The following is a 24,202-nucleotide window of genomic DNA, read 5'->3' on the forward strand; positions in this document are numbered from 1 at the left end:
TTCTTCAGGACGCCGAAGCCCTCACCAACCGCGCGCGTACGGCGGAATCACTCACGCTCGCGGATGCGGGCGAGCTGGATGTCGGCCGGCTCCGCGCTCCCCAGGCGGAACGGCGGCGAACCATCCTTGGGTATGGCGAAGGGTCCGTTGCCTGCAAGCGCCTGCATGATGTCGCCCTCCTCCATGAAGGCGCGGCTCTGGTAGCCCTGCACCCACCAGCGACCGTGATCCTCTGGTTCACCGACGAGCACGCACGGGACACCTCCGTTCCGCTCTCCTTCGGCGAGGAGCTCCGCGGCGATGCGCTGCGCCCCGACGGCGTCGACGACGTCAGCCATTCTTCGTCACCATGAGTCCGATTCTCGACACATCTTCGAGGCGGGCGAAAGAGCCGGTCTGCGCATCCAAGAACACCACGCCGTTGCGATCGTGAATGACGTTGAACACGTGAGCCGACCCATTCGGTCTTGCGATGTAGACGACCCCGCGGCTGCCCTCGGGCAGGGCGGTCATCCGCGCGACGACGTCCTGATATCCACCCATCCACTGGAAGTTCGGTGTGATGCCGAGTCCGGTGAAGATGTCTCCCACGTCACGGGGCACAGCGGAGGGCATCGCCGATGCCGGTGTCCCCTCCATGACGCGATCGAACGCGATCACGCATCGCGTGCAGTTCTGATCCCATCCCCGAGTCGCGAATCCCGGGTCGAGTGTGCCGGCCTGAAGACCGTCGAACCGCGTCGCATTCACACCGAGGAGCCCCGGGTACTCGTGTCGGATGATCGACCGCTGCAGGTCGGCGGGGATGCTGTCGAAGTGAAGTGCCGTCACATTGACGGACCCGGGGACCGGCGACGAGAAGTCACTGAGCGCGTTCGCGCCCGCATCGAGACCACTCGGCGCCGTCGGGGTCGTCGACTCGATGATCCGGTAGTCGTTGGACAGCAGCTGCTCGACGCTCAGAACACCGTCGACGTCGTCGACGAACTGCAGCTGAATGCCGCCGCCGGGCTGGCCGAACGCCGGAGCGACCTCGGAGACCTCGATGTGGACCCCGGGAGGAAGCTCATCGGTGAGGCGGAACACGTGATACCCGGCGTTGAGGTTGCCGCCCGGCAGCGCCCGCTGCTCGAACAGCACACCCTCCGGCGAGAGGTAGGCGCCCCCGCTCCCGCCGAAGCGGTCGATCGTGTCGCCGTGATCGCGGCGGAACGCCTCCATGTCGGTGTACGACACCCGCGAGCCGGGCACCGCGCCGTCGTTGCCGGGGTAGATGGGCCGGTTGTCCGGACCCATGTACCGCTCTTCCCACTCGGCACGGGTGTACGGCTCGCCGTCCGAGCCGCGACCGTAGGGCGCCTCGGGGTCGGAGACGAGGTGCCGGATGTCGGCCGGCACCTCGGCCGGCGGCGCGTACTGGTCGGCCAGCGTGCCGTGATCGGCGCGAGGCTCGCCGTACTGGGGATCGATGTCTCCCCCGCGGTGCTCCGGCCCCTGGGTCCAGCCGTCACCCTCGCCGCCGCGGTCGACCGGAACGGAACCGTCGCCCGGGCCCGAACCGTCACCTGATCCTGCGCCCTCTCGCGCTGGGGTGTTCGCGTCTGCGCCGGAGCCGGCCGACCCACCGGTCTCGGTGCGCACGGGCGCCTCGTCGACGATCGCGTTCACGGGGGCCGAACCGGTCTCGCCGCGCACGCCACCGGCATTCACCAGTTCCGGTTCGCGCGCGGGCACGGAGACGGATGCCCCGGTCCCGCCGTCGCCGGCGTGGATGCCACCGGCGGCGGCGTTGTCGAGGGAGCCCGCCGGCATCTCGATCACACCGCCGGGGAACTCCAGCACCGGTGCGCCGGTCTCGTCGACCCGGGCGTAGACGTTCTGCGGGTCGACGCCGACCTCATCCAGCAAGCGCATCGCCGACGCCGAATCGGCCGCGGTGTAGACCTCGACCGGGCCGAGGTTCACGTCGACGGGGGTGTTGTCCAGACGCCCGATGAGGTTGTCCAGGCTCCCGAGCCCGGCGCTTCCCAGGCGCATCGTGCCGTTCACGGCCCAGGCGGCCGGGTCGACGAAGTCGGCGACCCGCGCCATCCGGGAGATGACGGATGCCGCCGTCGAGGCGGTCTTCACTCCGGCGACCGCCGCGCCACCCACCGGGATCAGGGCGGTGCCGACGTTGAACACCGACTCGCCGAGCGCAGTGCCCGGGTCATCGGCCCACTTATCCCAGGCGATGAGCGCCTTGCCGGTGTTGATCGCGGCCTCGTCGGCCTGCGCCTTGAAGTCACGCACCTCCTGCGGGAGGAAGCCGTCGCCGCCGAACTGCTGCATGAGCGTGTCGGCGTGAAAAATGGGGGCGAGCACGCCGCCGTTGGCCATTCCGGCGAACAGCAGGTTGCCGAGGTTCCCCCAGGCAGCGCCATACGCGTCGCCCGAGAAGAAGTCGCCCGTCTCGGGGTTGTACCCGAGGACGAGCGTGCCGAGGCCCTGCACGGTGCCCCAGATTCCCCCGACGGCGATGCCCTCCCAGAGGAAGTCCTTGAAGACGAAGTTCGCCGTCGCCTCGCCGCAGCCCTCGGTGCGCTCGACCTCGGCGCCCCAGGGCATCTCGGTGCCCTCGGGGATCTCCTCGATCCCATAGCCGAGGGCGTCGTCCTCCGACTGCGCCGCGCGCAGCGGATCGGCGCCGTAGAGGGCGCGGATGGTGTTCGCGCAGTCGCGCTCGGCCTCCCACAGCAGCACCTGCTGCGCGTTCACCTGGGCGATGAGGTCGTTGTTCCGATCGACGTACTCCTGGACCTCGTGCCACTCCTTCGTGACGGTCCGGTACTGCTCCACCGGCTCGGCCGAGCTCGTCGACCCGGTCGCTCCGTACGCGTTCCACGAGCCCTGATACGACGCCGCCGTCGTGCCGTACGACCCGTACGCGGTGTAGGCGGGGTTCAGCTCCTGCACCTGCACGCCACCCGCGATCTCGGCGCGGAACGCCTGGGCGTCCAGCCGCAGCTGGTCGAGCGCCGCCTTGATCGGGCGCACCGTCTCGGCGAACCCGGTCAGCGCCTGCGAGACGACCGAGAGGTTGTCGCCGACCTGCGTGGACTGCGTGTTCACCGGCTGCATCAGGTCGAGCACGATGCCCGACTCGGGCGCCTCGTACACCGCGGCCATGCCCTGCCACTTCGTGTGCACGGCGGCGCCGTGATCGCGCACCTGACCGGAGATCGTGCTGACCGTTCCGGCGTGGAGCTCGATGGTGTCCGGATCGATGTCCTTACCCGGAATCGCGTCCGGATCGATGGCACTCGGCATCTCTCACCTCACCCCCGGTGGCAGCACGGGCGGGTAGACCGTCGCGTGTGCCGCAGACTGCGCATTCGCCGCCATATCCAGGTCACCCTGCACGTAGGCTTCCGTCGCGCTGACGACACCCGTCGCGGCGGCGCCGATCCGGGTGCTCATCCCCTGGATTCGGGGACCCTCTTGAATCTGGAAGTACGACTGCACCGCTTCAGCGATCGCGGCCGACTGCGAGGCGGTCACCGCCCCCTCGAGGGCGGGACTGAGGTTGTTCAGCGCCGTGCCGAGAGCCTCGGCATCGACGTTGACGTCCTGCAGTACGGCGACGACCCCTGACGGTTGGATTCTCCAGCCCGTCACAGGTCAGCCTTTCTCAGCCGATGGATTCGACCGCGGTACGCGCCTTGCTGAGAGCGGTCTGCGCCGACTCGTCATTGCGCTCCAGCGACGACCGGAGCGTCTGGATGATCGAGCGCACCTCGCCCGCGGCGTTCTTCCACCGGAGCTCCTTGGCGCGATAGTCCTCCGAGACGCCGTCGGCGGCGTAGTCGGCCATCGCGGCGTTCACGTCGCGATCGTGCGCGTCGATCAGCGTCTCGAGCTGAGCGGCCACACGATTGAAGTTGTCCTGTGCGTTCTGCGATGCCGGAATGCTGTAATCCCGACGGTCACCCTGATTCGCCATGATGATCCCCCTCGTCATCGAGCGCCGAAGCGCGCCGCGTCGAACGATGAACCCGACTCCAGGCTGGTGGTGGAGTCGACCATCGACGCTTCACCCTCCTGGAACGACCGATCCATCCCTGCGATACCGCCCAGAACGCCGTCCAGCGCGAGCTTCAGCTCACCGGAGATGGCGTCGGTGCGAGCCTTGAAGCGGTCGAACGCCACGCGTCCGGCGCCCTGGAACTGCCCCTCCAGCGGCTCCGCCGCCTCGAGCAGCTGCCGCACGAGCAGCGCCAGCTCGTCACTCGACCCGGAGGTCGCCTTTCCCAGCACGCCCAGCGTGTCAGCCCCCATCGCGAACTTCATCGCGTACCTCCCCGAATCGTGGACAACGACTTCCACAGCCTAGACAACCGCGAAACCGCCTTCCAATCAGATGAGAGAACTCTCCTTTTCGGGCCTTCCAGCTGACACGATGGGATCCGACGGGAGGGCCTCATGGCGGATTACCCCAACATCGCCGATCACGGCGTGATCGGCGACCTGCAGACGGCGGCGCTGGTGGCCACCGACGGCACGATCGACTGGTTCTGCGCGCCGCGGTTCGATTCCCCGAGCATCTTCGGGTCGCTCCTCGACGCCGAGACGGGCGGGTTCTGCAGCATCCGGCCGATCGCCGACGACGTCGTGACCCGGCAGCTCTACCTCCCCGACACCGCCATCCTCATCACCCGGTTCATGACCGAGGACGGTGTCGGCGAGGTCGTCGATTTCATGCCGATCGCCGGACGAGGGCATACCCAGCGTCACCGCATCGCACGCCTCATCCGCGTCGTGCGCGGTGTGATGGAGTTCGAAGCCGAGGTCCGCCCCCGGTTCGGGTACGGACGACCTCCTGAGAGCATCGAGGCCTCGCCCGATCACGGTGTGGTGTTCACCGGCGCCGGCCAGACCCTCACCGTTCACCGGGTCGGCGACGTCATCGAGCGTGACGGTGCTCCCGCCGGCCACCTGGAGATGGTCGACGGCGCCCTTCGCGTCCGCGGCGAGCTTCGAGCCGGCGAGAGCACGGGGCTGCTCCTGGAGACCGGCGGTACCCGCGCCGAGCGGGTTTCGGCCGGTGAGCTGGACCGGATGTTCCGACGCACCCAGCGGTTCTGGCGGGAATGGGTGGACAGATCGACCTATCGCGGTCGCTGGCGGGAGGTCGTCACACGTTCGGCCATCACCCTGAAACTCCTCACCTACGCGCCCACCGGGGCCATGGTCGCCGCACCCACTGCCGGACTCCCCGAACAGGTCGGTGGCGAGCGCAACTGGGACTACCGCTACACGTGGATCCGCGACGCGTCGTTCTCGGTGTCGGCTCTGCTCGCGCTCGGGTACGCCGACGAGGCGGAGGCCTTCGTGGCGTGGCTCGCCGATCGCGTCAAGGAGAGCGTCGGTGACGAATCGGGTCCGCTGAAGATCATGTACCGCGTCGACGGCACCCACGACCTCGACGAGACGGTGCTCGAGGACTTCGAGGGCTACCGCGGCTCCCGACCGGTCCGCATCGGCAACGGCGCAGAGGACCAGCTGCAGCTGGACATCTACGGCGAGGTCATGGACTCCATCGCCCACGCTCAGGCCCACGGCCTGATGCTTTCGCACCGCGGGTGGACCGAGGTCGCCCGCATGCTCGACTGGGTGTGCGACAACTGGCAGCGCGATGAAGAAGGAGTCTGGGAGACCCGCGGCGGACGGCAGCGCTTCACCTTCGGACGCCTGATGTGCTGGGTGGCGCTGGACCGCGGCATCCGTCTGGCGGAATCGATCGGAAAACCTGCCGACATCGTCCGGTGGCGTACCGAGCGCGACGCGCTCTACTCCGAGATCATGACCGCCGGATGGGACGACAAGCGTCACGCCTTCGTCCAGCACGAGGGGACGGACGTGCTGGATGCATCGCTCCTGGTCATGCCGCGGACCGGTTTCGTCTCGCCACGCGACCCCCTGTGGCTCTCGACCCTGCGGGCGATGGACGAGGAGCTCGTCTCCGACAGCCTCGTCTACCGCTACAACCCGGCAGCATCGCCTGACGGCCTGCGCGGGGCGGAGGGCACCTTCACCCTCTGTTCCTTCTGGTACGTCGACGCCCTCGCCCGGTCGGGCCGACTGGATGACGCGCGGCTGACGTTCGAGAAGATGCTGACCTACGCCAATCACCTGGGTCTCTATGCCGAGGAGATCGGCCTCACCGGGGAGCAGCTCGGCAACTTCCCGCAGGCGTTCAGCCATCTCGCCCTGATCACCGCCGCCGTCAACCTCGACAGGATGCTAGGAACATGACCACGCCGCCGCCCGTCCCGCCCGCTGCCGAACCGATGAACCCGTCCGATGAGAAGCTCTGGGCCACCCTCGTGCACCTCGGCGGACTCTTCCTCGGGTTCCTCGCCCCCCTCATCGGCTATCTCGTGCTGAGGGATCGCGGACCGTTCGTGCGGGCGCACACCGCGACCGCGTTGAACTTCCAGCTCACCCTGATCATCGCCTACCTCGTCGGCGGCATCCTGACCTTCTTCCTGATCGGGATCTTCGTCATCCTGGCCGCCTACGTCCTCAACATCGTGTTCTGCATCCTCGCCGCCGTCGCCGCCAACCGTGGCCAGTGGTACACCTACCCGCTGTCGATCTCGTTCGTCCGATAGGGCTCACTAGAATCGACGGGTGCCCGACCAGTCCCGTCTCGATAAAGTCATCGCCCTCGCTCGCCATCGCGGGTTCGTCTTCCAAGCGGGCGAGATCTACGGCGGATCGCGCTCCGCGTGGGACTACGGCCCCCTCGGAACCGAGCTGAAGGAGAACATCCGCCGCCAGTGGTGGCAGACCTTCGTGCGCGGACGCGGCGACATGGTGGGCCTGGACTCCTCCATCATCCTGCCCAAGCGCGTGTGGGAGGCCTCGGGCCACGTCGCCACCTTCACCGACCCCCTCGTGGAGTGCCTGCAGTGTCACAAGCGCTTCCGCGCCGACACCCTCATCGAGGACTTCGAAGCGCGCAAGGGCCGCACCGCCGAGAACGGCCTGGCCGAGGTGCCGTGCCCGAACTGCGGCACGAAGGGGCAGTACACCGAGCCCAAGGCGTTCTCGGGTCTGGTGAAGACGTATCTCGGCGTCGTCGATGACGAGTCGGGGCTGCACTACCTGCGCCCCGAGACCGCGCAGGGCATCTTCGTCAACTTCTCCAATGTGCTCACTGCCAGCCGCAAGAAGCCCCCGTTCGGCGTCGGCCAGGTGGGCAAGGCGTTCCGCAACGAGATCACCCCGGGCAACTTCATCTTCCGCACCCGCGAGTTCGAGCAGATGGAGATCGAGTACTTCACCCCGCCGGCCGAGGCCGAGACGTGGTTCCACCACTGGGTCGAGGCCTGCTGGAGCTGGTTCGTCGACCTCGGCATCGACGAGGCGAACATGCGTCGCTTCGACGTGCCTGCCGAGGACCGCGCACACTACTCCGCCGGCACCATCGACCTGGAGTACCGCTTCGGCTTCCCGGGCAAGGAGTGGGGCGAGCTGATGGGCGTCGCCAACCGCACCGACTACGACCTCAAGAGCCACAGCGAGGCATCGGGCCAGTCGCTGACCTTCTTCGATCAGGCCTCGGGGGAGAAGTACACCCCCTACGTCATCGAGCCCTCGTTCGGTCTGACCCGATCGATGATGGCGTTCCTCGTCGACGCGTACCACGAGGAGGAGGCGCCCAACGCCAAGGGCGGCACCGACACGCGCACCGTGCTGCGCCTCGACCCGCGCCTGGCTCCGGTGAAGGCCGCCGTTCTGCCGCTCTCACGCAACGAGCAGCTCTCGCCGATCGCCCGCGAAGTGGCCGACGACCTGCGCGGGCAGTGGAACGTCGACTTCGACGATGCCGGCGCGATCGGTCGTCGCTATCGCCGCCAGGACGAGATCGGCACGCCCTTCTGCGTCACCATCGACTTCGATTCGCTCGAGGACCGGGCGGTCACCGTCCGCGACCGCGACACGATGGGTCAGGAACGGGTGCCTCTCGAGGGCCTGCGTGCCTACCTCGCGGAGCGCCTGAAGGGGGCCTGACTCAGCCGGCCACGCTGCTCGCCGGTGACCGGCTCAGCCGGTGACGGTGATGGCGGCGTCCTCGCCGCCGCCGCTCGTCACCGACGCGAAGCTCTGCACCAGGATGTGGCGCAGCACGTCGAGATCGACCTTCTCGAGGTCCTTCACGTAGATGCACGACACGCTCGAGGTGTGCGGACCGAGTTTCGCCAGGTCGTCGGTGTGCGCGGCGACGGCGTCGACGTAGACCGTGGTCGACGCCTTGCGCGGCGCGAACGACAGCAGCGGCATGTCGCCCTCGGTGCCGGTGGGATAGCGGTAGTGGCAGCTGCCGAAGCCGATGATCGTGCCCCACAGCGCCGGCTCGCGGCCGGAGATCTCGCGCATCATCGTCACGAGCGTCTCGGCGTCCCGCCGTCGACGTTCGGGTGTCACCGCGGCGATGTACTGCTCGACGTCGCCGCCGGTCGTCTTCACGACGACTCCTTCGCCTTCGCCTTCACCGCGCGTTTGTACTCGCGCACCTTCGTCAGCGACTCGGGCGAGACGATGTCGGCGACGCTGCGGAACGCCCCCTCCTCACCGTAGGGGGCGGAGGCCTCCCGCCATCCGGCACCGGTGTAGCCGTACTGCTTGCCGAGGAGGGCGAGGAAGATCTTGGCCTTCTGCTCCCCGAACCCCGGGAGCTTCTTCAGGCGCTTCAGCACTTCGGCGCCATCGGGCTCGCCGCGCCGCCAGATCGCCGAGGCGTCGCCGTCCCACTCCTCGACGACGGCGGTGCACAGCGACTGTACGCGCGCCGCCATCGAGCCGGGGAAGCGGTGCACCGCCGGGGTGGCCGAGAACAGCTCAGCGAAGGCATCGGGCTCGAAATCGGCGAGGGCTGCCGCGTCGAAGGCGCCGGCCCGCTCGGAGATCTTCAACGGCCCTGCGAAAGCGGTCTCCATCGCCACCTGCTGGTCGAGCAGCATCCCGATCAGCAGTGCGAGCGGATCGTTCGTGAGCAGCTGATCCGCGGTCTCATCACCGGTGATGTGAAGCGTCATGCCGACAGTCTCGCACCCGTTAGGTTGTCAGGAGCCATCGATCGGACCACTCATCGATCGGACCAAGGAGGTGCGCGACGTGGCGGATCCGCGCACCATCGGCACGGCTCGCCTGGTCGTGCGCCGGGCCCGTGCCCGCGCCGGGCATCTCGCCGCCCTCTCGGCGACCGTCGCCGTGACGGTGGCCACCGTCCTCCTCATCCTCGTCGTCACCGGCGATGCCGAGTCGCTCGCCCGTGCCGCCGCGGCCGCCGGCACCCCCGAGGACGAGGTCGCCGCCGCGGTCGCCGTCGGCGCGGCGTCGCTCGCCTCCGCGCTTCCCTCCCTCCTCGTCACCGTCGCGGTCGTCGCGGGGGCCGCGGTGGCGCAGCTCGGTCGGCTGCTCGCCGCCGCGCGCGAGCACGAGACCGACACCGCCCGCGCCCGGGGGCTCTCGCGCGGCCAGGCGCTCGTGCTCCATGCGATCGAGGCGCTGTCGGTGGGTGTCACCGGCGCGATCGCAGGAGCGGTCGCCGCCGCCGGGCTGGCGTCGGCGATCGGAGGGACGGATGCCGCGTCCGCGGCGCGCTCGCAGGCGGCGGTCGGAGCGCTGATCGCCCTGCTCCTCGCGGTGATCCTCGTCGTGGCGCTGGCGCGGCGCTCGAACACGCGTCGCCGGGGAGCGCGGGCGACCACGATCGCCGCCGTGGTCCTCGTGGCCGCCGCAGCGGCCCTCGGCCTCTGGCAGCTCGGATTCGCCCGGCCGGGCGGCTTCGACCCGATCGTGGCGCTCACCCCCACCGTCGTCCTCCTCGCCGCGGCGCTGGCAGCGCTCGCCGCGTTCGGGGTCGTCGCGCGCATCGCGGCTCTTCCGGCGGCGCGCGCCCGCGGCCTGGAGACCGCGCTCGGCCGCCGCCAGATCGCCCGCCGGCTCCCGCTCTCGGGGGTGGCCGTCATGCTCGTGGCCCTGACGGTGTCGCAAGCGATCCTCGCCGGCGCCTTCGCCGGCACCTGGGCCGCCGCCGCGACCGATTCCGCCGCGCTGCGGGTGGGTGCCGACCTCCGCGTTGACTTGGCGCCCCAGAGCGCCTCGCCCGCGGATCTCGCCGCGGCCACCGCCGTCGAGGGCATCGACGAGGGGGTGGGCGCGGTCACCGACATCCTCGAGTTCGGGGACGATGAGGTGAGCCTCGTCGCACTCCCCGCGGCTCTCGGTCCGGAAGTCATGACCGATGCGGGCGGCGCGGCCGACCCCGAGGCACTCGTGCGGGCGGTCACCGGTGAGGACGAGGATGCCGGTGCGGGCGACGTCGTGCGCGCGGCGCCCGTCACGCTCGGCGAGGGAGCCACCGGCCTCTCGGTCATCGTGTCCACGCAGTGGACGGGTGCTGACGTGAGCGGTGCGCTGCAGCCGCTCGCGATCCTCCTCGACGCGCGCGGGACGCCTGTGGCCCAGCCGCTGTCACTGACGTCGATCGACGGCGCGCAGGTGGGGGCCGAAGCCGGTCTCCCCGACGGTGCAGCGCCGTGGACGCTGGCCGCGCTCATCGTGCGCGTGGGCCCGACCCCCGGCGTGCCCGCAGGAACGGTGACACTGGACCAGGTCTCGGCGGTCGGCGGAGAGGCCCTCGACCTCGCCGGCTCCGTCGTCTTCGAGCGTGGGGACCGCGAGCAGGTGGTCTGGCTCGCCGACGGCCGGGAACGCGGGCCTGCAGCCGTGCCGGCCGAGGCCCTCCGGGTCGCGGTCTCCGAAGCGTTCGGGGCGCGGTTCGGCGTCGCCGTGGGTGACCGTCTCGACTACCGGGTGGCCGGCACCGGGCGCCGCGGCGAGGTGCTCGTCACCGCCGTCGTCGAAGCCATTCCCGGGGCGTCGCGCGCCGACGCTGTCTTCGCGGTGACGGAAGACCTTCTCGTCGCCTCCCTGCAGCGGGGAACGTCGTTCGCCCTCCCCGGCAGCGTGTGGGCTGCGGGCCGCGCGGATTCCGACGCCGCGCTCAGCGCGGCGTTCGACGACCGTGCCGTGCGCGTGGCCGCTCCCGGGGTGGCCGACCGGATGGTCGGGGTGCTCGTTCCGGGGTGGTGGGTGGCCGCCGGCGGCGCTGCCCTCCTCGCGCTGATCGCCACGCTCGCCATCATCCGGTCGCTCGCTCTCGCGCGGGGGCCCGAGCTCGCGGTCCTCCGTGCGCTCGGCGTCACCGCTGGTCGGCAGGCGCGGCTGCGCGCAGGGGAACTCGGAGCGATCCTCGGCGGCTCCGCCCTCCTCGGCGTGGCGGCCGGCACGGCGGTCGCGCTCGTTCTGGCCGCACCCCTCGTCCGCGCGACGACGCCCGGCATCCTTCCCGTCGCCCTCTCGCTTCAGCCTACGTGGCTGCCGCTCATCGGCGTCGTGACGGTGCTCGTCGCCGGGCTCGCTCTCATCGTCGTCGGTGCGAGCCTGGGCGTCGGCCGCGCGGCCCGTGACGCGCTCGTGGGGGAGGAGGCCCGGTGAGCGGCCGCGTGACCCGGGCGGCGCTCCTGCGCCACCACCTCGGCTTCGCGTCGGGCGGAGCGTTCGTCGTCGCCCTGCTCGTGCTGGTTCTCACGGTGCTCGCGACCGCGGCTCCGGTCGCCCTCGGGCGCCTCGGTGACGCGACCGTGCAGTACCGGCTCGCAGGGCTCAGCGCGGTCGAGCGAGACGTCGTTGCCGACGAGAACGGCATCCCGCAGGTCGCGCCCGAGGTGCTGTTCTCCAACCCGAGCGTCGTCGACGATGTCTGGGGAGGCTTCACGACCGAGGTCGAACGGATCCGCGGCGAGGCGGCGGCGCCGCTCCCCGACATCCTGCAGCCGGCGCGCACGGTCGCCGTCGGCTCACCGGCCGCCCTGGCCGACGAGCCGGGGACGGCGGAGATCGCCGTCGCCGTGGACCCCCGTTACGAAGACGAGATCGAGATCGTCAACGGCCGGCTGCCCGAGCCCGCGGTCTTCGTCGAGCCGGGCGCCGAGGTCGCGGGCGGTCAGGCCTTCGGGAGGATCGAGATCATCCTGTCGGCCGACACCGCCGACGAGCTCGAGTGGGAACGCGACGCCACGCGTCAGATCACCGGCTTCGGCGGCATCGTCGACGTCGTGCTCGTCGGTGTCTTCGCCCCCGTCGATCCCGCCGGCGCGTACTGGCAGCACGTCGCCTCGGTGCTCGAGCCGAACATCTTCGACGACGGCAACAGGCCGCGGGTCGTCACCGGCACCGGGTTCGCCCATCCGGCGTCCCTTCGCGCGACCTCCCCGCAGGGCGCGAGCGTCACCACGACCGTCTGGTACCCCTTCGACGAGACCGCGGTCGACGCACGCGACGCCGAGGCGGTCGCCGCGGGCCTTCGTCTCCTCACTGCGGTGGGGCACACCGTCGCCGAGACGTCCGGCGGCACCGGCGGCATCCTGAGCCTGCGGTTCACCGCCGACGTCATCGGCGCCATCGATGCCGCGCTCGCCCAGGAGCGGGCGACCGCAGGGGTGGTCGCCATGATCGCCTCCGGCCCGATCGGCGTCGCCGCCGCGGTGCTGATCCTCGGCTGTCGGCTCGTGTTCGACCGCCGCCGGCCCGCCCTCCGCCTCCTGGCCGCGCGTGGCGCGGACACCGCGCAGCTGCGGGCTCTTCTGGCGCTCGACGGCGTAGCCTGCGGCATCCTTCCGGCCTTCCTCGGCGTCGGGATCGGCGTGGTCCTCACGCAGCTGGCCCTCGGAACCGTTCCCGACGTCGCGGGTGTCGGGCTCGCGGTCGCCGTCGGTCTCCTTCCCGCCGTCATGCTGGCCGTCCTCGCACCGTCGGCCGCCGACCGCCGGCCCCGCGCCGACCTCGGCGGGCGCGGATCGCGGTTGCGCGTCATCGGAGAGGGTGCAGTGCTCGTCCTCGCCGCCCTCGCGCTCACCCTGCTGCTCATCCGCGGCGCGGGTGACGGCGCCGACCTCCTCACCGCCGCGACCCCGCTGCTGCTCGCGCTCGTCGCGTGCGTCGTGACGCTCCGGCTGTATCCGCTGCCGCTCGCGGCGATCCTCCGGCGATCCCGCGGGGCCCGCGACCTCGCGGGCTATCTCGGAGCCGTGCGGGCGCTGCGGGAGCCCGCGATCGGGCTGACCCCCGTGCTCGCACTCGTGGTCGGGGTGTCGGTGGCGGTCTCCTCCGGCATCCTCCTCTCCACCGTCCAGGCGGGCATCGACCGATCGGCGGGCGCGCAGATCGGCGCCGACATCAGGGTGGCCGGCGGCATCATCACCCGCGACCAGCTCGCGCAGCTGGGCGCCCTGGAAGGCGTGGCGGGGGCGACCGGGATCTCGGGTGCCGAGCCCGTCACCCTCGACATCGACGGTGAGCGGGTCGGCACCTCGGCCTTCGTCGTCGACGCCGACGACCTCCGCGCGGTGCAGGGGGAGGGCCCGGGGATGCTGCCGCCCGGCGTCTCGCTGGCACCGGCGTCAGGGTCGATTCCGATCGTCGTCTCGACGGCCCTCGCCGACGAGATCGACGGTCGTGACGGTCTGCGGGTCGGCTCCGTGCCCGCCGAGGTCGTGGGGGTGCTCGACGGTCCGGCCCCGATCGGCGCGCGCGCGGCCTGGCTGGCGCTCGACGCCTCGGCCGCCGAGGAGGCCCTCGGACGGGATCCGAGCGACCGCACCGCCGTGCTGCGGCTCGCGCCCGGCGCCGACCCCGTCGCGGTCGTCGACGCCGTAAAGCAGGTGGTGAGCCCCACGCTCCGCATCGACACCGCCCGCGAGATCACCGACGAGATCGAAGCGAGTCCCGCCGTCGCGGGTCTACGCGCCGCGCTCCTCGCCGCGACGGCGCTCGCCGCACTCCTCGGCGCCCTCGCGGTGGTGATGACGCTCACCCTCGCCGCTGAGCCGCGGGCGCGGCTGCTCACTCTGCTGCGCACCCTCGGCGCCCCTGCCCGCATCGGTCGCGCCCTGGCGACGTGGGAAGTCGCGCCGGCGGGGCTCGCCGCTCTCGTCGCGGGCACCCTGTTCGGTGCTCTCGTGCCGCTGGTCATCCTGGCCGGGGTCGACCTCCGGTCGTTCACCGGGTCCACGGCTCAGCCCGCCTATGCCGTCGACCCCGTGATCCTCGGGGTCACCCTCGGCGCCTTCGTCGCGCTCGTGACGCTCGCCACGCTCATCGCCCTCGCGGTCTCGCGCCGCGCCCGCACCTCGCGCCTCCTGCGTACGGTCGAGGAAGGATAGGACCATGGATCCCACCACCCGTTCGCGCCCGGGCGCGGCGCCCGACGCCGACATCTGGTGCGCCGACCTCGTGCGCATCTTCCAGGTGCCCACGGCCTCCGGCCCGGGGATCGAGGTCCAAGCCCTTCAGGGGCTGAACCTGCGGGTCGACGCCGGGGAGCTCGTCGCCGTCGTGGGCGCCTCGGGGTCGGGGAAGTCGACGCTTCTGTCGATCCTCTCCAGCCTGGATCGTCCCACCGCCGGAGTGGCGGTGGTCGCCGGCCACGACCTTCTGACGATGAAGGAGAAGGAGCGGGTCTGCTTCCGCCGCCGCAGCGTCGGGTTCGTGTGGCAGCAGACCTCGCGCAACCTCTTCCCCTATCTCACCGCGGCCGAGAACGTCGCGGCGAGCCTCGCCGTGACGGGAACGCCCCGCGGCGCCGCCGCCCGGAGAGCGCGGGTGCAGGAGCTACTCGATCTCGTCGACGTGGGGCACTGCGCCGCCCGTCGACCGGCGGAGATGTCCGGCGGTGAGCAGCAGCGGGTCGCGATCGCGGTCGGCATCGCGAACGATCCGCGGGTGCTCCTCGCCGATGAGCCGACCGGCGAACTCGACGACGCCACGAGCGCCCAGGTGCTCGAGGCCATGCGCACCGTGAACCGCGAGCGCGGAATCACCACGCTCATCGTCACGCACGACCCCGGGGTGTCCGACCATGTCGCGCGCACCGTGCAGATCCGCGACGGGCGCACCTCCACCGAGGTGCTGCGCTCCACACGCGTCGACGAGCACGGCGCCGAGGAGCACATCGCCGAGGAGTACGCCGTGCTCGACCGGGTGGGACGACTCCAGCTCCCCGATGAGTTCGTCGCGGCGCTGGACCTCCGCGACCGCGTGCGACTGGCGCTCGAACCCGACCACGTCCAGGTGCGCCCGGAGGAGCGAGCGGATGCCGCCCCCGACGCTCCCCGCGAGGATCGGCCGTGAGCGGCGCCGGGGTGGCGGCCCTTCGCGGCGAGGGTCTTACGCGCACCTTCCGCAGCGCCGCCGGCGACGTGCACGCCTGCGTCGGAATCGACCTCGAGGTGCGTGCCGGTGAGCTCGTCGTCGTCACCGGGCCCTCGGGTGCGGGGAAGACGACCCTCCTCAACATCCTCGGCACGCTGGATCGCCCCGACGCGGGTCGCGTGTGGGTGGGTGAGACCGAGGCGACATCGCTCGACGAGGACGCCCTGGCCGAGATCCGCCGCCGCGATCTCGGGTTCGTCTTCCAATCGTTCGGACTGATCCCCGTGCTCTCGGCCGCCGAGAACGTCGAGCTGCCGCTGCGGATCGCCCGCACCGACCCCGGCGAACGCGATGCGCGGGTCGCCGAAGCCCTCCGGCAGGTGGGGCTCGCCGACCATGCCGGGCAGCGGCCCGGCGAGCTGTCGGGCGGGCAGCAGCAGCGGGTCGGGATCGCGCGGGCGATCGTCGCCGAGCCGCGCGTGCTCATCGCCGACGAGCCGACCGCGCAGCTGGACTCCCGCACTGCGGCAGCGGTGATGGACCTCATCGTCGACCTCGTCCACACCCGAGGCATCGCCGCGGTGGTCGCGACCCACGATCCGATCCTCCGCGCACGCGCCGATCGGGTCGCCGAACTGCATGACGGCCGACTGGTGGCCGCCGAAGGGAGACTGCGCCGTGACCGACGCCGCTGACGCCCCATCCGTTCCCGCGAATCCCGCCGACAAGGCCGTGATCGTCGTCGGCGGCGGCGTCGCGGGCCTGGTCGCCGCGCTCGAGTGCGCGAAGGTCGGCATGAACGTCACCGTGCTCGAGCGCGACACCCGGGTCGGCGGCGTCATCCGCCACGAGGATGTGGGCGGGGTCGGGGTGGATCTCGCCGCCGACGGGTTCTCCACGCGCGGCGGGGTGGTCGCGGCCGTCCTCGACGAGGTGGGGCTCGGCGATGCGGTGATCCGTCCCGACCATGCCGGCCGCTGGATCGCAGGCGCGACCGGCGTCGCGCCGCTCCCGGCGGAGACCGTCTTCGGCATTCCTGCGAATGCGTGGGCTGAGGACGTCCGCCGCCACATCGGATGGTCCGGCGCGTGGCGCGCCTACCTCGACCGGCTCCGCCCACCGCTCACGATCGGTCAGGAGCAGAGCCTGGGGCGCCTCGTGCGAACCCGCATGGGCGACCGGGTCCGCGACCGACTCGTCGCCCCGCTCAGTGTCGGCGGTTACGCGGTCGATCCCGACGATGTCGTCGTCGATAACGTCGCGCCGGGCCTGAACGCCGCCCTCACCCGCACCGGATCTCTCGCCGGCGCCGTGGCAGCCGTCCGCGCCGAGCGCGACGACGCAGGAGACGGCCTCGCCGGGCTCACGGGCGGGATGTCGCGGATCGTCGACGGCCTCGCCGCACGCCTCGACGACTTCGGCGTCGAGATCCGCACCGAGGCGCCGGTGACCGGGATCAGGCGCTCCCCCGACGTCGGCGCTCGGCCGTGGCTGGTCCAGACCGGCGATGAGGCCGTCGCCGCCGACGCGGTCGTTGTCGCCGTCGACGAGGACGCCGCACGGGCGCTCCTGGCCGATGCCGCGCCGCAGCTCGCCTCGCTCGCGGTCGATGTCGCCCCCACCGTGCCCCTGGAGTCGATCACCCTCGTCTTCGATGCCCCCGGCGGCGCGGTCGACCGCCCGGGGCCCGTGGTGCACGCGGTGCCGGGAACGCGCAGAGCATCCACGCTCCTGCACCAGACCGGCCGGTGGGACGGGGTTCGCGCCGAAGCCGGAGAGAACGGCGTCATCGCGCGGGTGACCTTCGGCGGCCCGGGGGATCCACCGGCCACGGCTGCGCTCGACGACGCCGCGGCGACGGCGATGGCGCTCGCCGAGGCATCCGCTCTTCTCGCCCTCCCGCTCGACGGCGTCCGTCTGCGCGGCGCGCGACGATATCGCTACGAACAACCGCCGCCCGCGACAGCCCGGGGACGGGCCGAGCGCGCCACCCGTGCCCGCGCCGCGCTCGCAGCGGCGCCCGGCATCGCCGTCGTCGGTGCCTGGCTGGCCGGAACGGGGCTCGCGCAGGTCGTGGAGGATGCGGTCGTCGAGGCCGACGCGCTTCGACGAGGCGTCCTCTTCGGCGGCGTGGCCGGTTGATTGTGCCCCGCGCGACTGCACACGTCAAGGGCGGATGCCGTCAGAGGAATACGCCGCTACTGTGTAAGGGATTTCACCCGACGAATGTGAGGAGACGTCATGCGAGGCAAGATCGGGCTGGTCATTGGACTGGCCGCCGGCTACGTCCTGGGATCCCGTGCGGGGCGCGAGCGCTACGAGCAGATCAAGACGCAGGCCGAGAAGCTGTGGAACCAGCCCCCGGTGCAGAAGCAGGTCGCGAAAGTGACGGAGTTCGCAAAATCCAGCGCCGCATCCATCCCCGGCACGCTGTGGGACGGCGCGGTGAAGGTGACCAAGGCGGCGACGTCCAAGGACACCAGCGGCGACCAGAAGGCCGCCGAGGTCAAGCGCGCCGCGAAGTCGTCGGCGGAAGCCGTGAAGGATGCCGCTGCCGACGCCGCGTCCGACGCGTCGGCTGCTGCGGCGAAGACGTCGCCCGCGTCCCACTCCGGGGCTTGATATGACGACCCCGCGCGGCTTCCGCGACCGGGCTGACGACAGTCTGCTGACGCTTGTCGGCGAGATTCCCGAGCTGGTCAAGAACCTCATCGTCGCCGAGATCGAATCGGCGAAGAAGTGGCTGGCGAAGACCGCGAAGGATGCCGGCATCGGGGCGGGCTGGTTCGTCGCGGCCCTGTTCGTGCTCTTCTGGTCGGTGCCGGTGTTCGGCACCTTCGTCATCGCCGGCCTGTCGTCGTGGTGGCCGGTGTGGCTGTCGGCCATCGTCGTGTTCGCCGTGATGATCCTCATCACCGTGATCCTGGCGCTGCTGGGCTACCTTCGCTTCCGGCGGCTGTCCAGCCGGGAGACCCCGGTCCAGTCGATCGCCCTCGACGTGAAGGAGGTGCGCGATGAGCTCTGAGATCTCGCCGCGCAAGAGCGCTGTGGCCCCCGTCCCCGTTCCCCGGACCGCGGTGCCGATCGGCATCGACGACCCCGTGGAGCAGGCGCGGGCCGAGCTGAAGGCTGCGCTCGCCGCGATCGAGGTCAAGGCGAACGTCCCGCGCAGGGTGTCGGAGGCGACCGAACGCGAGGTCGAGCGTGCGCGCGACTTCGCGCGGCGCAGTCCCGGGGCGGCGACAGCCGCCGTGGTTGCGGCCGCAGCGGCCGTGGGCGGACTCGTATGGCTGTTCGTGCGCTCGTACACCCGGTGAACTGAAATATCGGTCACGAGGCGGTCTTGAGCGGCCCGGGGTATGCTCGGGAAGCAGGCAGTGCAATGGAGCGGATGCTGCCGATCGCGCTCATGCACCTGCGCGCGTCGGTTGCTCGAAGTGCGGGCGGCCGAACACGCCCCACGAGAGTCGACTGAATGAACCACGCAGCTCAGGACCCGTCAGCCAAGCCCCTCGGGGGTTGGCGCGTCCTCGTGCCCCGCGGGGGTCCGTGGGGTGATGGAGTGGCGGCGTCGCTTCGCCGTCAGGGCGCAACGCCGGTCATCGCTCCGCTGATCAACTTCGCCCCCACGCGTGATCACGAGACCCTCGAGAAGGCCTTGGCCGATCTCGCCGCGGGTGCCTTCCGTTGGCTCACGGTGACGAGTGCGACCACCGTCGACGTGCTCTACGCCTATCGCGCCACGATCCCCGCGTCCACCAAGGTCGCCGCCGTGGGCGAGACCACCTCGGCAGCCCTGCAGGCCGTCGGGTACAAGGTCGACCTCGTCCCCGAGCGCGACAACTCCGCTGCGGGAATGGCCGAGCAGCTCATCGGCCTCGAGCCGGAGCCGGTCGACATCCTCACCCTCCGGAGCGAGATCGCCAAGCCCGTGCTCACACGCAGCCTCAGCGATGCGGGTCACCGGGTGCGCAGCGTCGTCGCGTATCGCACGGTCGGGGTGCCCGTCGCCGACCGCGTCGCCCGCGATGTCGAGAGCGGCCGCATCAACGCCATCCTCGTCACCAGTGGGTCGGTGGCCGAGCAGGTGCACGCCCAGTTCCCCCACATTCCCGACACGACGGTCATCGCGGCCATCGGACCCCGGACCGCGCGCGACGCCCGTCGTGCCGGTCTGGCTGTCGACGTCGTCGCCGACACGCAGACCGTCGATGCGCTCATCGCCGCGGTGGCGACGTTCTCGCTGCCTCACGCCGCCGACGAGTTCGCGCCGCAGACGGGCGTGATCCGGCTGCCGGGCGCCGGTCGCGAAGTCTGAGGGGTGCCCGAACTCAGCCTGTTCGCCTGGGTTCTGCTCGCTGTCGCGGCGGTCGTCATCGGGCTGTCCAAGACCGCGGTGCCGGGGGCGGGCACGCTCGCCGTCGCAGCGTTCGCCGCTGTGCTTCCCGCCCGCGAGTCGACCGGCACGATCCTGCTGCTGCTGATCCTCGCCGACATGTTCGCCATCACGATGTACGTGCGGCACGTCAACTGGCGGGCGCTGCTCCGGCTGGCACCCGCGATCGTCGCCGGGCTTCTCGTCGGGGTGCTCTTCCTCGCCGTCGCCGATGACGCGTGGGTGAAGCGCACCATCGGAGTGCTTCTTCTGGGGGTGATCGCGGTCACGCTGTGGCGTCGCCGCATGGCATCCGCCCTCGTCGAGGGACCGCCTCGGCGCGGGGCCGCGGCGGTCTACGGCACGCTGGGCGGCTTCACGACGATGGTCGCCAACGCGGCCGGGCCGGTGATGTCGATGTACTTCCTCGCCGCACGATTTCCCGTGAAGGAGTTCCTCGGCACCGCGGCGTGGCTCTTCGCGATCGTGAACATCAGCAAGGTGCCCTTCTCCGTCGGACTCGGCCTCATCACGGTGCCCGGTCTCGTGCTCGACGCGATCCTCGCGCCGCTCGTGGTGGCGGGGGCCCTCGGGGGGCGCTGGATCGCCGACCGGATCGACCAGCGACTGTTCGAGCGACTTGTGATCATCCTGACGGTGGTCGGCGCCGTCTATCTGCTGATCTGACCGCTTCCGCCCTCGACGCCGTCACCCGCGGTAGCCTGCCGACGTGATCGCGTTGCGCACCGAGAGATTGGTCCTGGCTCCGCTCGGCGCCGACGACCGTGACGCCTTCGTCGCCTACCGTCGCGACCCCGATGTCGCGCGGTGGCAGTCGTGGACGCCCGAGTACAGCGCAACCGACGCCGACGACCTGCTCGCCGGGCAGCCGACGCGATTCCCCCCGTCGGCGGGGGAGTGGCTGCAGATCGCGGTGCGGGATGCCGCCTCCGGCGCCCTCCTCGGCGATGTCGCCGTCCACACCGTGGCCGACCAGCCCGACACCTATGAGGTCGGCGTCACGGTGGCTGCCGAGCATCAGCGACGCGGTGTCGCCGGCGAGGCCCTGGGGGCGGTCGTCGCCGCGCTGTTCGACGATCACGGTGCGCATCGGGTGATCGCGACGTCGGATCAGCGCAACGCCGCCGTCGCGCGACTTCTCACCGGACTGGGGTTCAGGCACGAGGGTCGCGCGGTGGAGGCGGACTGGTTCAAAGGCGAGTGGACGACTCTCGACACCTGGGCGATCCTGGCCCGCGAACGGTGATGCGCCCGGCCCGCCGACGATAATGAGCCTGTGGAGCCCTGGCAGATGCACGAGTGGTTCGCGGACTACATCGATGCGGCCAACCGCCACGACCTCGACGCGATCCGCGGTTTCGTCCACACCGAGGTGCGGCGCGCCCATCGGCCTGCGGGTGTCGAGGCCTGGGTGGGTGATCTGGAAGACCTCTTCCACGCCTTCCCCGACTGGCGATGGCGGATCATCCAGGTGGTCGCAGAAGACGACCGCGTCGCCGCGCACGTGCGGGGGAGCGGCACCCACACCGGGGTCTGGGACGGCATCGCACCCACACGAAGACATGTGAACGTCGCCGAGTTCGCCGTGTACACGTTGGCGGCGGGTCGGGTCACCGCGTTCTCGGGATCCGAGCCCTTCGAGCTGCGCCTGCAGCTCACCGAGCCTCGCGGCTGATCGGCGCAGCGCCCCCCGGCCGGCCTGCCCAGCGCGGCGCGCGCTCGGGTCTGATGCCGACCCCGATCGCGAAGGCGGGAACGACGGTCAGCGCCGGGATGACGCGCACGAGGCGCAGGAGCCACGCGGGAGGATCCAGGGGGCTCCCTCGCAGGCCGGGCATGATCACGCGCGCGTGGAGGATGCGCTGAAGGGTCTGGATGACGACCACCGCCGGAAGGCGGCGTCTGCGGACGCGGGCGAGCACGCGGCTGCCATGGGGGCGGGAGAGTTCTCCTCGTGCGAGCGGGCCGGCGAGGAGGCGGGCGGCGGCGACGGCGTCCTGGATGGCGAGGTTGATGCCCACGCCTCCGACCGGTGACATGGCGTGGGCGGCGTCGCCGATGCAGAGGACGTTGTTCGCATGCCAGCGCCGCAGACGCTCGAGTCGTACGTCGAGGTGCTTGACGTCGTCCATGGTCGCGATCGTGTCGACCGCATCGGCGAGTTCCGGGAACAGCATCGCCGCGTCCTGGCGGAAGGCGTCGATGCCGCGGGTGCGGACCGCGGCATCCGTGCCCTTCGATCCGAGTGCGGCGACCTGCACGTAGCCGCGCCGGGGGATGCCGATCGCGACCTTGCCGTTGCGCACCCGGGGGAGGAGGCTCTCGTCGAGGTGTCGGTCGCTGGCCAGTCGGTACCACCAGACGTCGAAGCCGACGGGGATCTCGCGCGCCGGAAGCCCGACACTGCGGCGGACGGTGGACCAGCGGCCGTCGCACCCCACGACGAGGTCGGCGGTGAGATGGCCGTCGCCGTTCGGCGAGGTGAAGCTGACGCCCGTCGCCCGGCCGTTCCGGCGCGTCACCGCCGTCACCTCGTGCTCGCGCAGGAGCGTGAAGGTCGGTTCGGCGGCGGCGGTCTCCGAGAGCAGGTCGAGCAGATCCCACTGCGGCACCATGGCGATGTAGGGATGCCGCACCGGGAGCCGGCTGAAGTCGGCGAAGACGTCGGAGCCCTCGCGTCCCGGAAAGTACGCCCGACGGATCTTCGAGTGCGGCAGAGCGTCAAATCGCGGGAACAGGCCGAGGTCATCGAGGAGTCCGAGGGTGGCGGGGTGGACCGTGTCACCGCGGAAGTCGCGGAGAAAGTCGGCGTGCTTCTCGAGCACCGTCACCTCGATGCCGGCGCGGGCGAGAAGGAGGCCGAGGACGATACCCGCGGGGCCGCCACCCACGATCGCGCAGGTCGTGCAGTGGGTCGCGGCAGGGATGCCTTCGGTCACGCGACGAAGATACTCGGGAGGGGAACTCTCCCGCGAGCAGACCGGAGGAGTGACGATGGATCTCGATCGGGTGGACCCCGCGCTCCGTGCGTCGACGCGCAGGACGCGCCTTCCGGATGTGTCGCGGCGGTGGGTGCGCTCCCTGCTCCGCGGGGGTGCGCGCGTGCTGCCGGTGCCGCGGATCGTCGGCGTCGAGGTGGCCTCGATCCGTGTGGCAGGCCAGCGCGCCCGGGTCTACCGGCCGCACGTGCGCTCGAAGGACGCAGCGTTGATGTGGGTCCACGGCGGCGGCCTGATCATCGGCGACGCGCGTCAGGACGAACGGCTGTGCGCAGAGACTGCACGCGACCTCGGCATCGTTGTCGTCTCGGTGAACTACCGCCTCGCGCCCGAGCATCCCTTTCCCGCGGCGCACGACGATGTCCACGCCGGCTGGCGGTGGATCCAGGCGCACGCCGGTGCTCTCGCGGTCGACCCCGGACGGATCGTCGTCGGCGGGGAGAGTGCGGGAGGCGGGCTCGCGGCGGCGGTGGTGCAGCGCATCCGGGATGAGGGCGGGGTGCAGCCGATCGGGCAGTGGCTGTTCGCGCCCATGATCGACGACCGGACGGCGGCGGACGCGACTCTGGACGAGATCGACCATCCGATCTGGAACAACCGTTTCAATCGGGCCGGGTGGACCGCCTATCTCGGTGAGGGGGCGGGAGGTGCGGACGTGCCACCGTATGCCGCTGCCGCACGAACGCAGGATGTTTCGGCGCTTCCTCCGACCTATCTCGCGGTGGGCGACATCGAACTGTTCTTTCCGGAGGTGCAGGACTACGCACGGCGGCTCACTGCGGCCGGGGTGCCGACGACCCTCGATGTCGTGCCGGGTGGTCCGCACGGGTTCGAGAGCTGGGCCCGTGACACCGAGCCGGCTCGGGCACTTCTCTCGCGTGCCCGCGCCTGGCTCCAGGAGGTGATCTCGACGCCGGCCTGACGGATCAGGTTCCCCGGCCCACCCTGGTCAGAAGGGGGCGACGGTGAGCGTGCCGTCGTCGGTGGGGACGAACGCGACGCGTGAGGGTGGGTGGCTGTCGTAGTTCTTCCCGCCGGGGCTGGTGAATTTCAGCACCCCGCCGGGGAGTTGTTCGACGTGCCAGTTCGTGGCGTGTTTCAGCGTGTGATGCCGGGCGCATTCGTTGCAGAGATTGTCGTTGGACGTCGGTCCACCGAGCGCGAAGTCCCTCGAATGGTCTTTGTCGCAGAGTTTCGCGGGCCTTCGGCATCCGGGTGTTCGGCAGGTGACGTCGCGGGCGTTGAGGAACCGGGTCTGGGCTGGATGAGGGGTGTACCTATCGACCGCGGTCACTACGCCCGTGATGGGGTCGGTCATCACCCGGTCCCACACCCTCGCGGTTCCGGCCATCCGTCTGGCGGTCTCGGGGTCGACCGGGGTGACTCCGTTCAACTCCGCCCGACGCGGTGACGCCGGTGAGGGTGGTGATCGGGAGGGTGATCTGCACCTCGGCGGTGATCGCCCCGAGCCCGCCCTGCGCCCCGTCGGTGGGGTCGATCACCGGGGACCCGGCGAGGAGCATGTCCAGGGCGAGGTCGCAGC

The 24,202-nt window shown here is 71.0% G+C and carries 26 protein-coding genes; 17 read left to right on the plus strand and 9 right to left on the minus strand.

Going from position 1 to position 24,202, the window contains the following annotated elements; all coding sequences use genetic code 11:
* Positions 1–47: 47 nt before the first annotated feature.
* From V6S02_RS16820 to V6S02_RS16840, 5 genes are read right to left on the minus strand one after another with little or no spacing between them, the layout of a single operon-like run.
* Entirely contained in the window at positions 48–338 is a 291-nt protein-coding gene (locus tag V6S02_RS16820) for a YrhB domain-containing protein (RefSeq protein ID WP_124291787.1), read from the minus strand.
* Positions 331–3,309 (minus strand): glycohydrolase toxin TNT-related protein, encoded by a 2,979-nt coding sequence (locus tag V6S02_RS16825; RefSeq protein ID WP_336401787.1) that lies wholly within the window; start codon positions 3,307–3,309, stop codon positions 331–333. Before V6S02_RS16825 ends, V6S02_RS16820 begins: the two co-directional genes overlap by 8 nt.
* A 3-nt stretch (positions 3,310–3,312) precedes the next feature.
* Positions 3,313–3,657 (minus strand): DUF6507 family protein, encoded by a 345-nt coding sequence (locus V6S02_RS16830; protein WP_124291786.1) that lies wholly within the window; start codon positions 3,655–3,657, stop codon positions 3,313–3,315.
* A gap of 13 nt (positions 3,658–3,670) precedes the next feature.
* Positions 3,671–3,982 carry a pore-forming ESAT-6 family protein gene (locus tag V6S02_RS16835; protein ID WP_124291785.1) on the minus strand — a complete coding sequence of 104 codons (312 nt, stop codon included), beginning with the start codon at positions 3,980–3,982 and terminating at the stop codon, positions 3,671–3,673.
* A 14-nt stretch (positions 3,983–3,996) separates the two neighbouring features.
* A complete protein-coding gene (locus V6S02_RS16840) occupies positions 3,997–4,329 on the minus strand; it encodes a hypothetical protein (RefSeq protein WP_124291784.1) in 333 nt (110 codons plus the stop codon).
* Between the two features lie 132 nt (positions 4,330–4,461).
* On the opposite strand from V6S02_RS16840, the gene V6S02_RS16845 reads away from it, so the two are divergent.
* The 3 genes from V6S02_RS16845 to V6S02_RS16855 are packed head-to-tail and all read left to right on the plus strand — an operon-like array spanning position 4,462 to position 8,058.
* The gene (locus tag V6S02_RS16845) at positions 4,462–6,294 is read left to right on the plus strand and encodes a glycoside hydrolase family 15 protein (RefSeq protein WP_336401788.1); all 1,833 of its coding nucleotides are present in this window, start codon (positions 4,462–4,464) and stop codon (positions 6,292–6,294) included.
* Positions 6,291–6,653: a DUF4870 domain-containing protein gene (locus tag V6S02_RS16850; protein ID WP_240638682.1), complete on the plus strand. Its 363-nt coding sequence runs from the start codon at positions 6,291–6,293 to the stop codon at positions 6,651–6,653. The genes V6S02_RS16845 and V6S02_RS16850 overlap by 4 nt, the downstream gene beginning before the upstream one ends.
* A gap of 19 nt (positions 6,654–6,672) precedes the next feature.
* On the plus strand, positions 6,673–8,058 hold the full coding sequence (locus V6S02_RS16855; RefSeq protein ID WP_124291782.1) for a glycine--tRNA ligase: 1,386 nt from the start codon (positions 6,673–6,675) through the stop codon (positions 8,056–8,058).
* Between the two features lie 33 nt (positions 8,059–8,091).
* Here the strand turns inward: V6S02_RS16855 and V6S02_RS16860 are convergent, their stop codons facing one another.
* Complete coding sequence (locus V6S02_RS16860) at positions 8,092–8,514, minus strand: DUF1801 domain-containing protein (protein ID WP_124291781.1); 423 nt, start codon at positions 8,512–8,514, stop codon at positions 8,092–8,094.
* Positions 8,511–9,083 (minus strand): HhH-GPD-type base excision DNA repair protein, encoded by a 573-nt coding sequence (locus V6S02_RS16865; protein WP_124291780.1) that lies wholly within the window; start codon positions 9,081–9,083, stop codon positions 8,511–8,513. Before V6S02_RS16865 ends, V6S02_RS16860 begins: the two co-directional genes overlap by 4 nt.
* Positions 9,084–9,162: 79 nt before the next feature.
* Here V6S02_RS16865 and V6S02_RS16870 point away from each other — a divergent pair, with 79 nt between their 5' ends.
* The 12 genes from V6S02_RS16870 to V6S02_RS16925 all read left to right on the plus strand — a co-directional run bounded on the left by V6S02_RS16870 (position 9,163) and on the right by V6S02_RS16925 (position 21,335).
* A complete protein-coding gene (locus V6S02_RS16870; RefSeq protein ID WP_336401789.1) occupies positions 9,163–11,550 on the plus strand; it encodes an FtsX-like permease family protein in 2,388 nt (795 codons plus the stop codon).
* A complete protein-coding gene (locus V6S02_RS16875) occupies positions 11,547–14,276 on the plus strand; it encodes an ABC transporter permease (protein ID WP_336401790.1) in 2,730 nt (909 codons plus the stop codon). Before V6S02_RS16870 ends, V6S02_RS16875 begins: the two co-directional genes overlap by 4 nt.
* 4 nt (positions 14,277–14,280) lie before the next feature.
* Entirely contained in the window at positions 14,281–15,243 is a 963-nt protein-coding gene (locus V6S02_RS16880; protein ID WP_336401791.1) for an ABC transporter ATP-binding protein, read from the plus strand.
* Positions 15,240–15,959, plus strand: a complete 720-nt coding sequence (locus tag V6S02_RS16885) for an ABC transporter ATP-binding protein (RefSeq protein WP_336401792.1) — start codon at positions 15,240–15,242, stop codon at positions 15,957–15,959. The genes V6S02_RS16880 and V6S02_RS16885 overlap by 4 nt, the downstream gene beginning before the upstream one ends.
* A complete protein-coding gene (locus tag V6S02_RS16890) occupies positions 15,943–17,406 on the plus strand; it encodes a protoporphyrinogen/coproporphyrinogen oxidase (protein ID WP_336401793.1) in 1,464 nt (487 codons plus the stop codon). The genes V6S02_RS16885 and V6S02_RS16890 overlap by 17 nt, the downstream gene beginning before the upstream one ends.
* A 99-nt stretch (positions 17,407–17,505) precedes the next feature.
* Positions 17,506–17,886 carry a hypothetical protein gene (locus V6S02_RS16895; RefSeq protein ID WP_124291774.1) on the plus strand — a complete coding sequence of 127 codons (381 nt, stop codon included), beginning with the start codon at positions 17,506–17,508 and terminating at the stop codon, positions 17,884–17,886.
* A 1-nt stretch (position 17,887) separates the two neighbouring features.
* Positions 17,888–18,289 (plus strand): phage holin family protein, encoded by a 402-nt coding sequence (locus V6S02_RS16900; protein WP_124291773.1) that lies wholly within the window; start codon positions 17,888–17,890, stop codon positions 18,287–18,289.
* A complete protein-coding gene (locus V6S02_RS16905; RefSeq protein WP_124291772.1) occupies positions 18,279–18,581 on the plus strand; it encodes a hypothetical protein in 303 nt (100 codons plus the stop codon). The genes V6S02_RS16900 and V6S02_RS16905 overlap by 11 nt, the downstream gene beginning before the upstream one ends.
* A gap of 158 nt (positions 18,582–18,739) precedes the next feature.
* Positions 18,740–19,582, plus strand: coding sequence for a uroporphyrinogen-III synthase (locus tag V6S02_RS16910; RefSeq protein WP_124291771.1), 843 nt, complete (start codon positions 18,740–18,742; stop codon positions 19,580–19,582).
* 3 nt (positions 19,583–19,585) lie between these two features.
* Complete coding sequence (locus V6S02_RS16915; protein WP_124291770.1) at positions 19,586–20,326, plus strand: sulfite exporter TauE/SafE family protein; 741 nt, start codon at positions 19,586–19,588, stop codon at positions 20,324–20,326.
* Positions 20,327–20,369: 43 nt separating this feature from the next.
* Complete coding sequence (locus tag V6S02_RS16920; protein ID WP_336401794.1) at positions 20,370–20,906, plus strand: GNAT family N-acetyltransferase; 537 nt, start codon at positions 20,370–20,372, stop codon at positions 20,904–20,906.
* 30 nt (positions 20,907–20,936) lie between these two features.
* Positions 20,937–21,335 (plus strand): ester cyclase, encoded by a 399-nt coding sequence (locus tag V6S02_RS16925; RefSeq protein ID WP_336401795.1) that lies wholly within the window; start codon positions 20,937–20,939, stop codon positions 21,333–21,335.
* Here V6S02_RS16925 and V6S02_RS16930 read toward each other — a convergent pair.
* The gene (locus tag V6S02_RS16930) at positions 21,316–22,599 is read right to left on the minus strand and encodes an FAD-dependent oxidoreductase (RefSeq protein WP_336401796.1); all 1,284 of its coding nucleotides are present in this window, start codon (positions 22,597–22,599) and stop codon (positions 21,316–21,318) included. The two genes, V6S02_RS16925 and V6S02_RS16930, sit on opposite strands and share 20 nt — an antisense overlap.
* A gap of 55 nt (positions 22,600–22,654) precedes the next feature.
* On the opposite strand from V6S02_RS16930, the gene V6S02_RS16935 reads away from it, so the two are divergent.
* A complete protein-coding gene (locus tag V6S02_RS16935; protein WP_336401797.1) occupies positions 22,655–23,581 on the plus strand; it encodes an alpha/beta hydrolase in 927 nt (308 codons plus the stop codon).
* Positions 23,582–23,608: 27 nt separating this feature from the next.
* Here V6S02_RS16935 and V6S02_RS16940 read toward each other — a convergent pair whose 3' ends face one another.
* Positions 23,609–23,977, minus strand: a complete 369-nt coding sequence (locus tag V6S02_RS16940; protein WP_336401798.1) for an HNH endonuclease signature motif containing protein — start codon at positions 23,975–23,977, stop codon at positions 23,609–23,611.
* On the opposite strand from V6S02_RS16940, the gene V6S02_RS16945 reads away from it, so the two are divergent.
* Positions 23,961–24,202, plus strand: a 242-nt coding sequence (locus tag V6S02_RS16945; protein WP_336401799.1) for a hypothetical protein, incomplete at its 3' end; no start/stop codon positions are given. The genes V6S02_RS16940 and V6S02_RS16945 overlap by 17 nt on opposite strands.

This window comes from Microbacterium sp. CCNWLW134 (assembly GCF_037083565.1).
GTDB lineage: Bacteria > Actinomycetota > Actinomycetes > Actinomycetales > Microbacteriaceae > Microbacterium.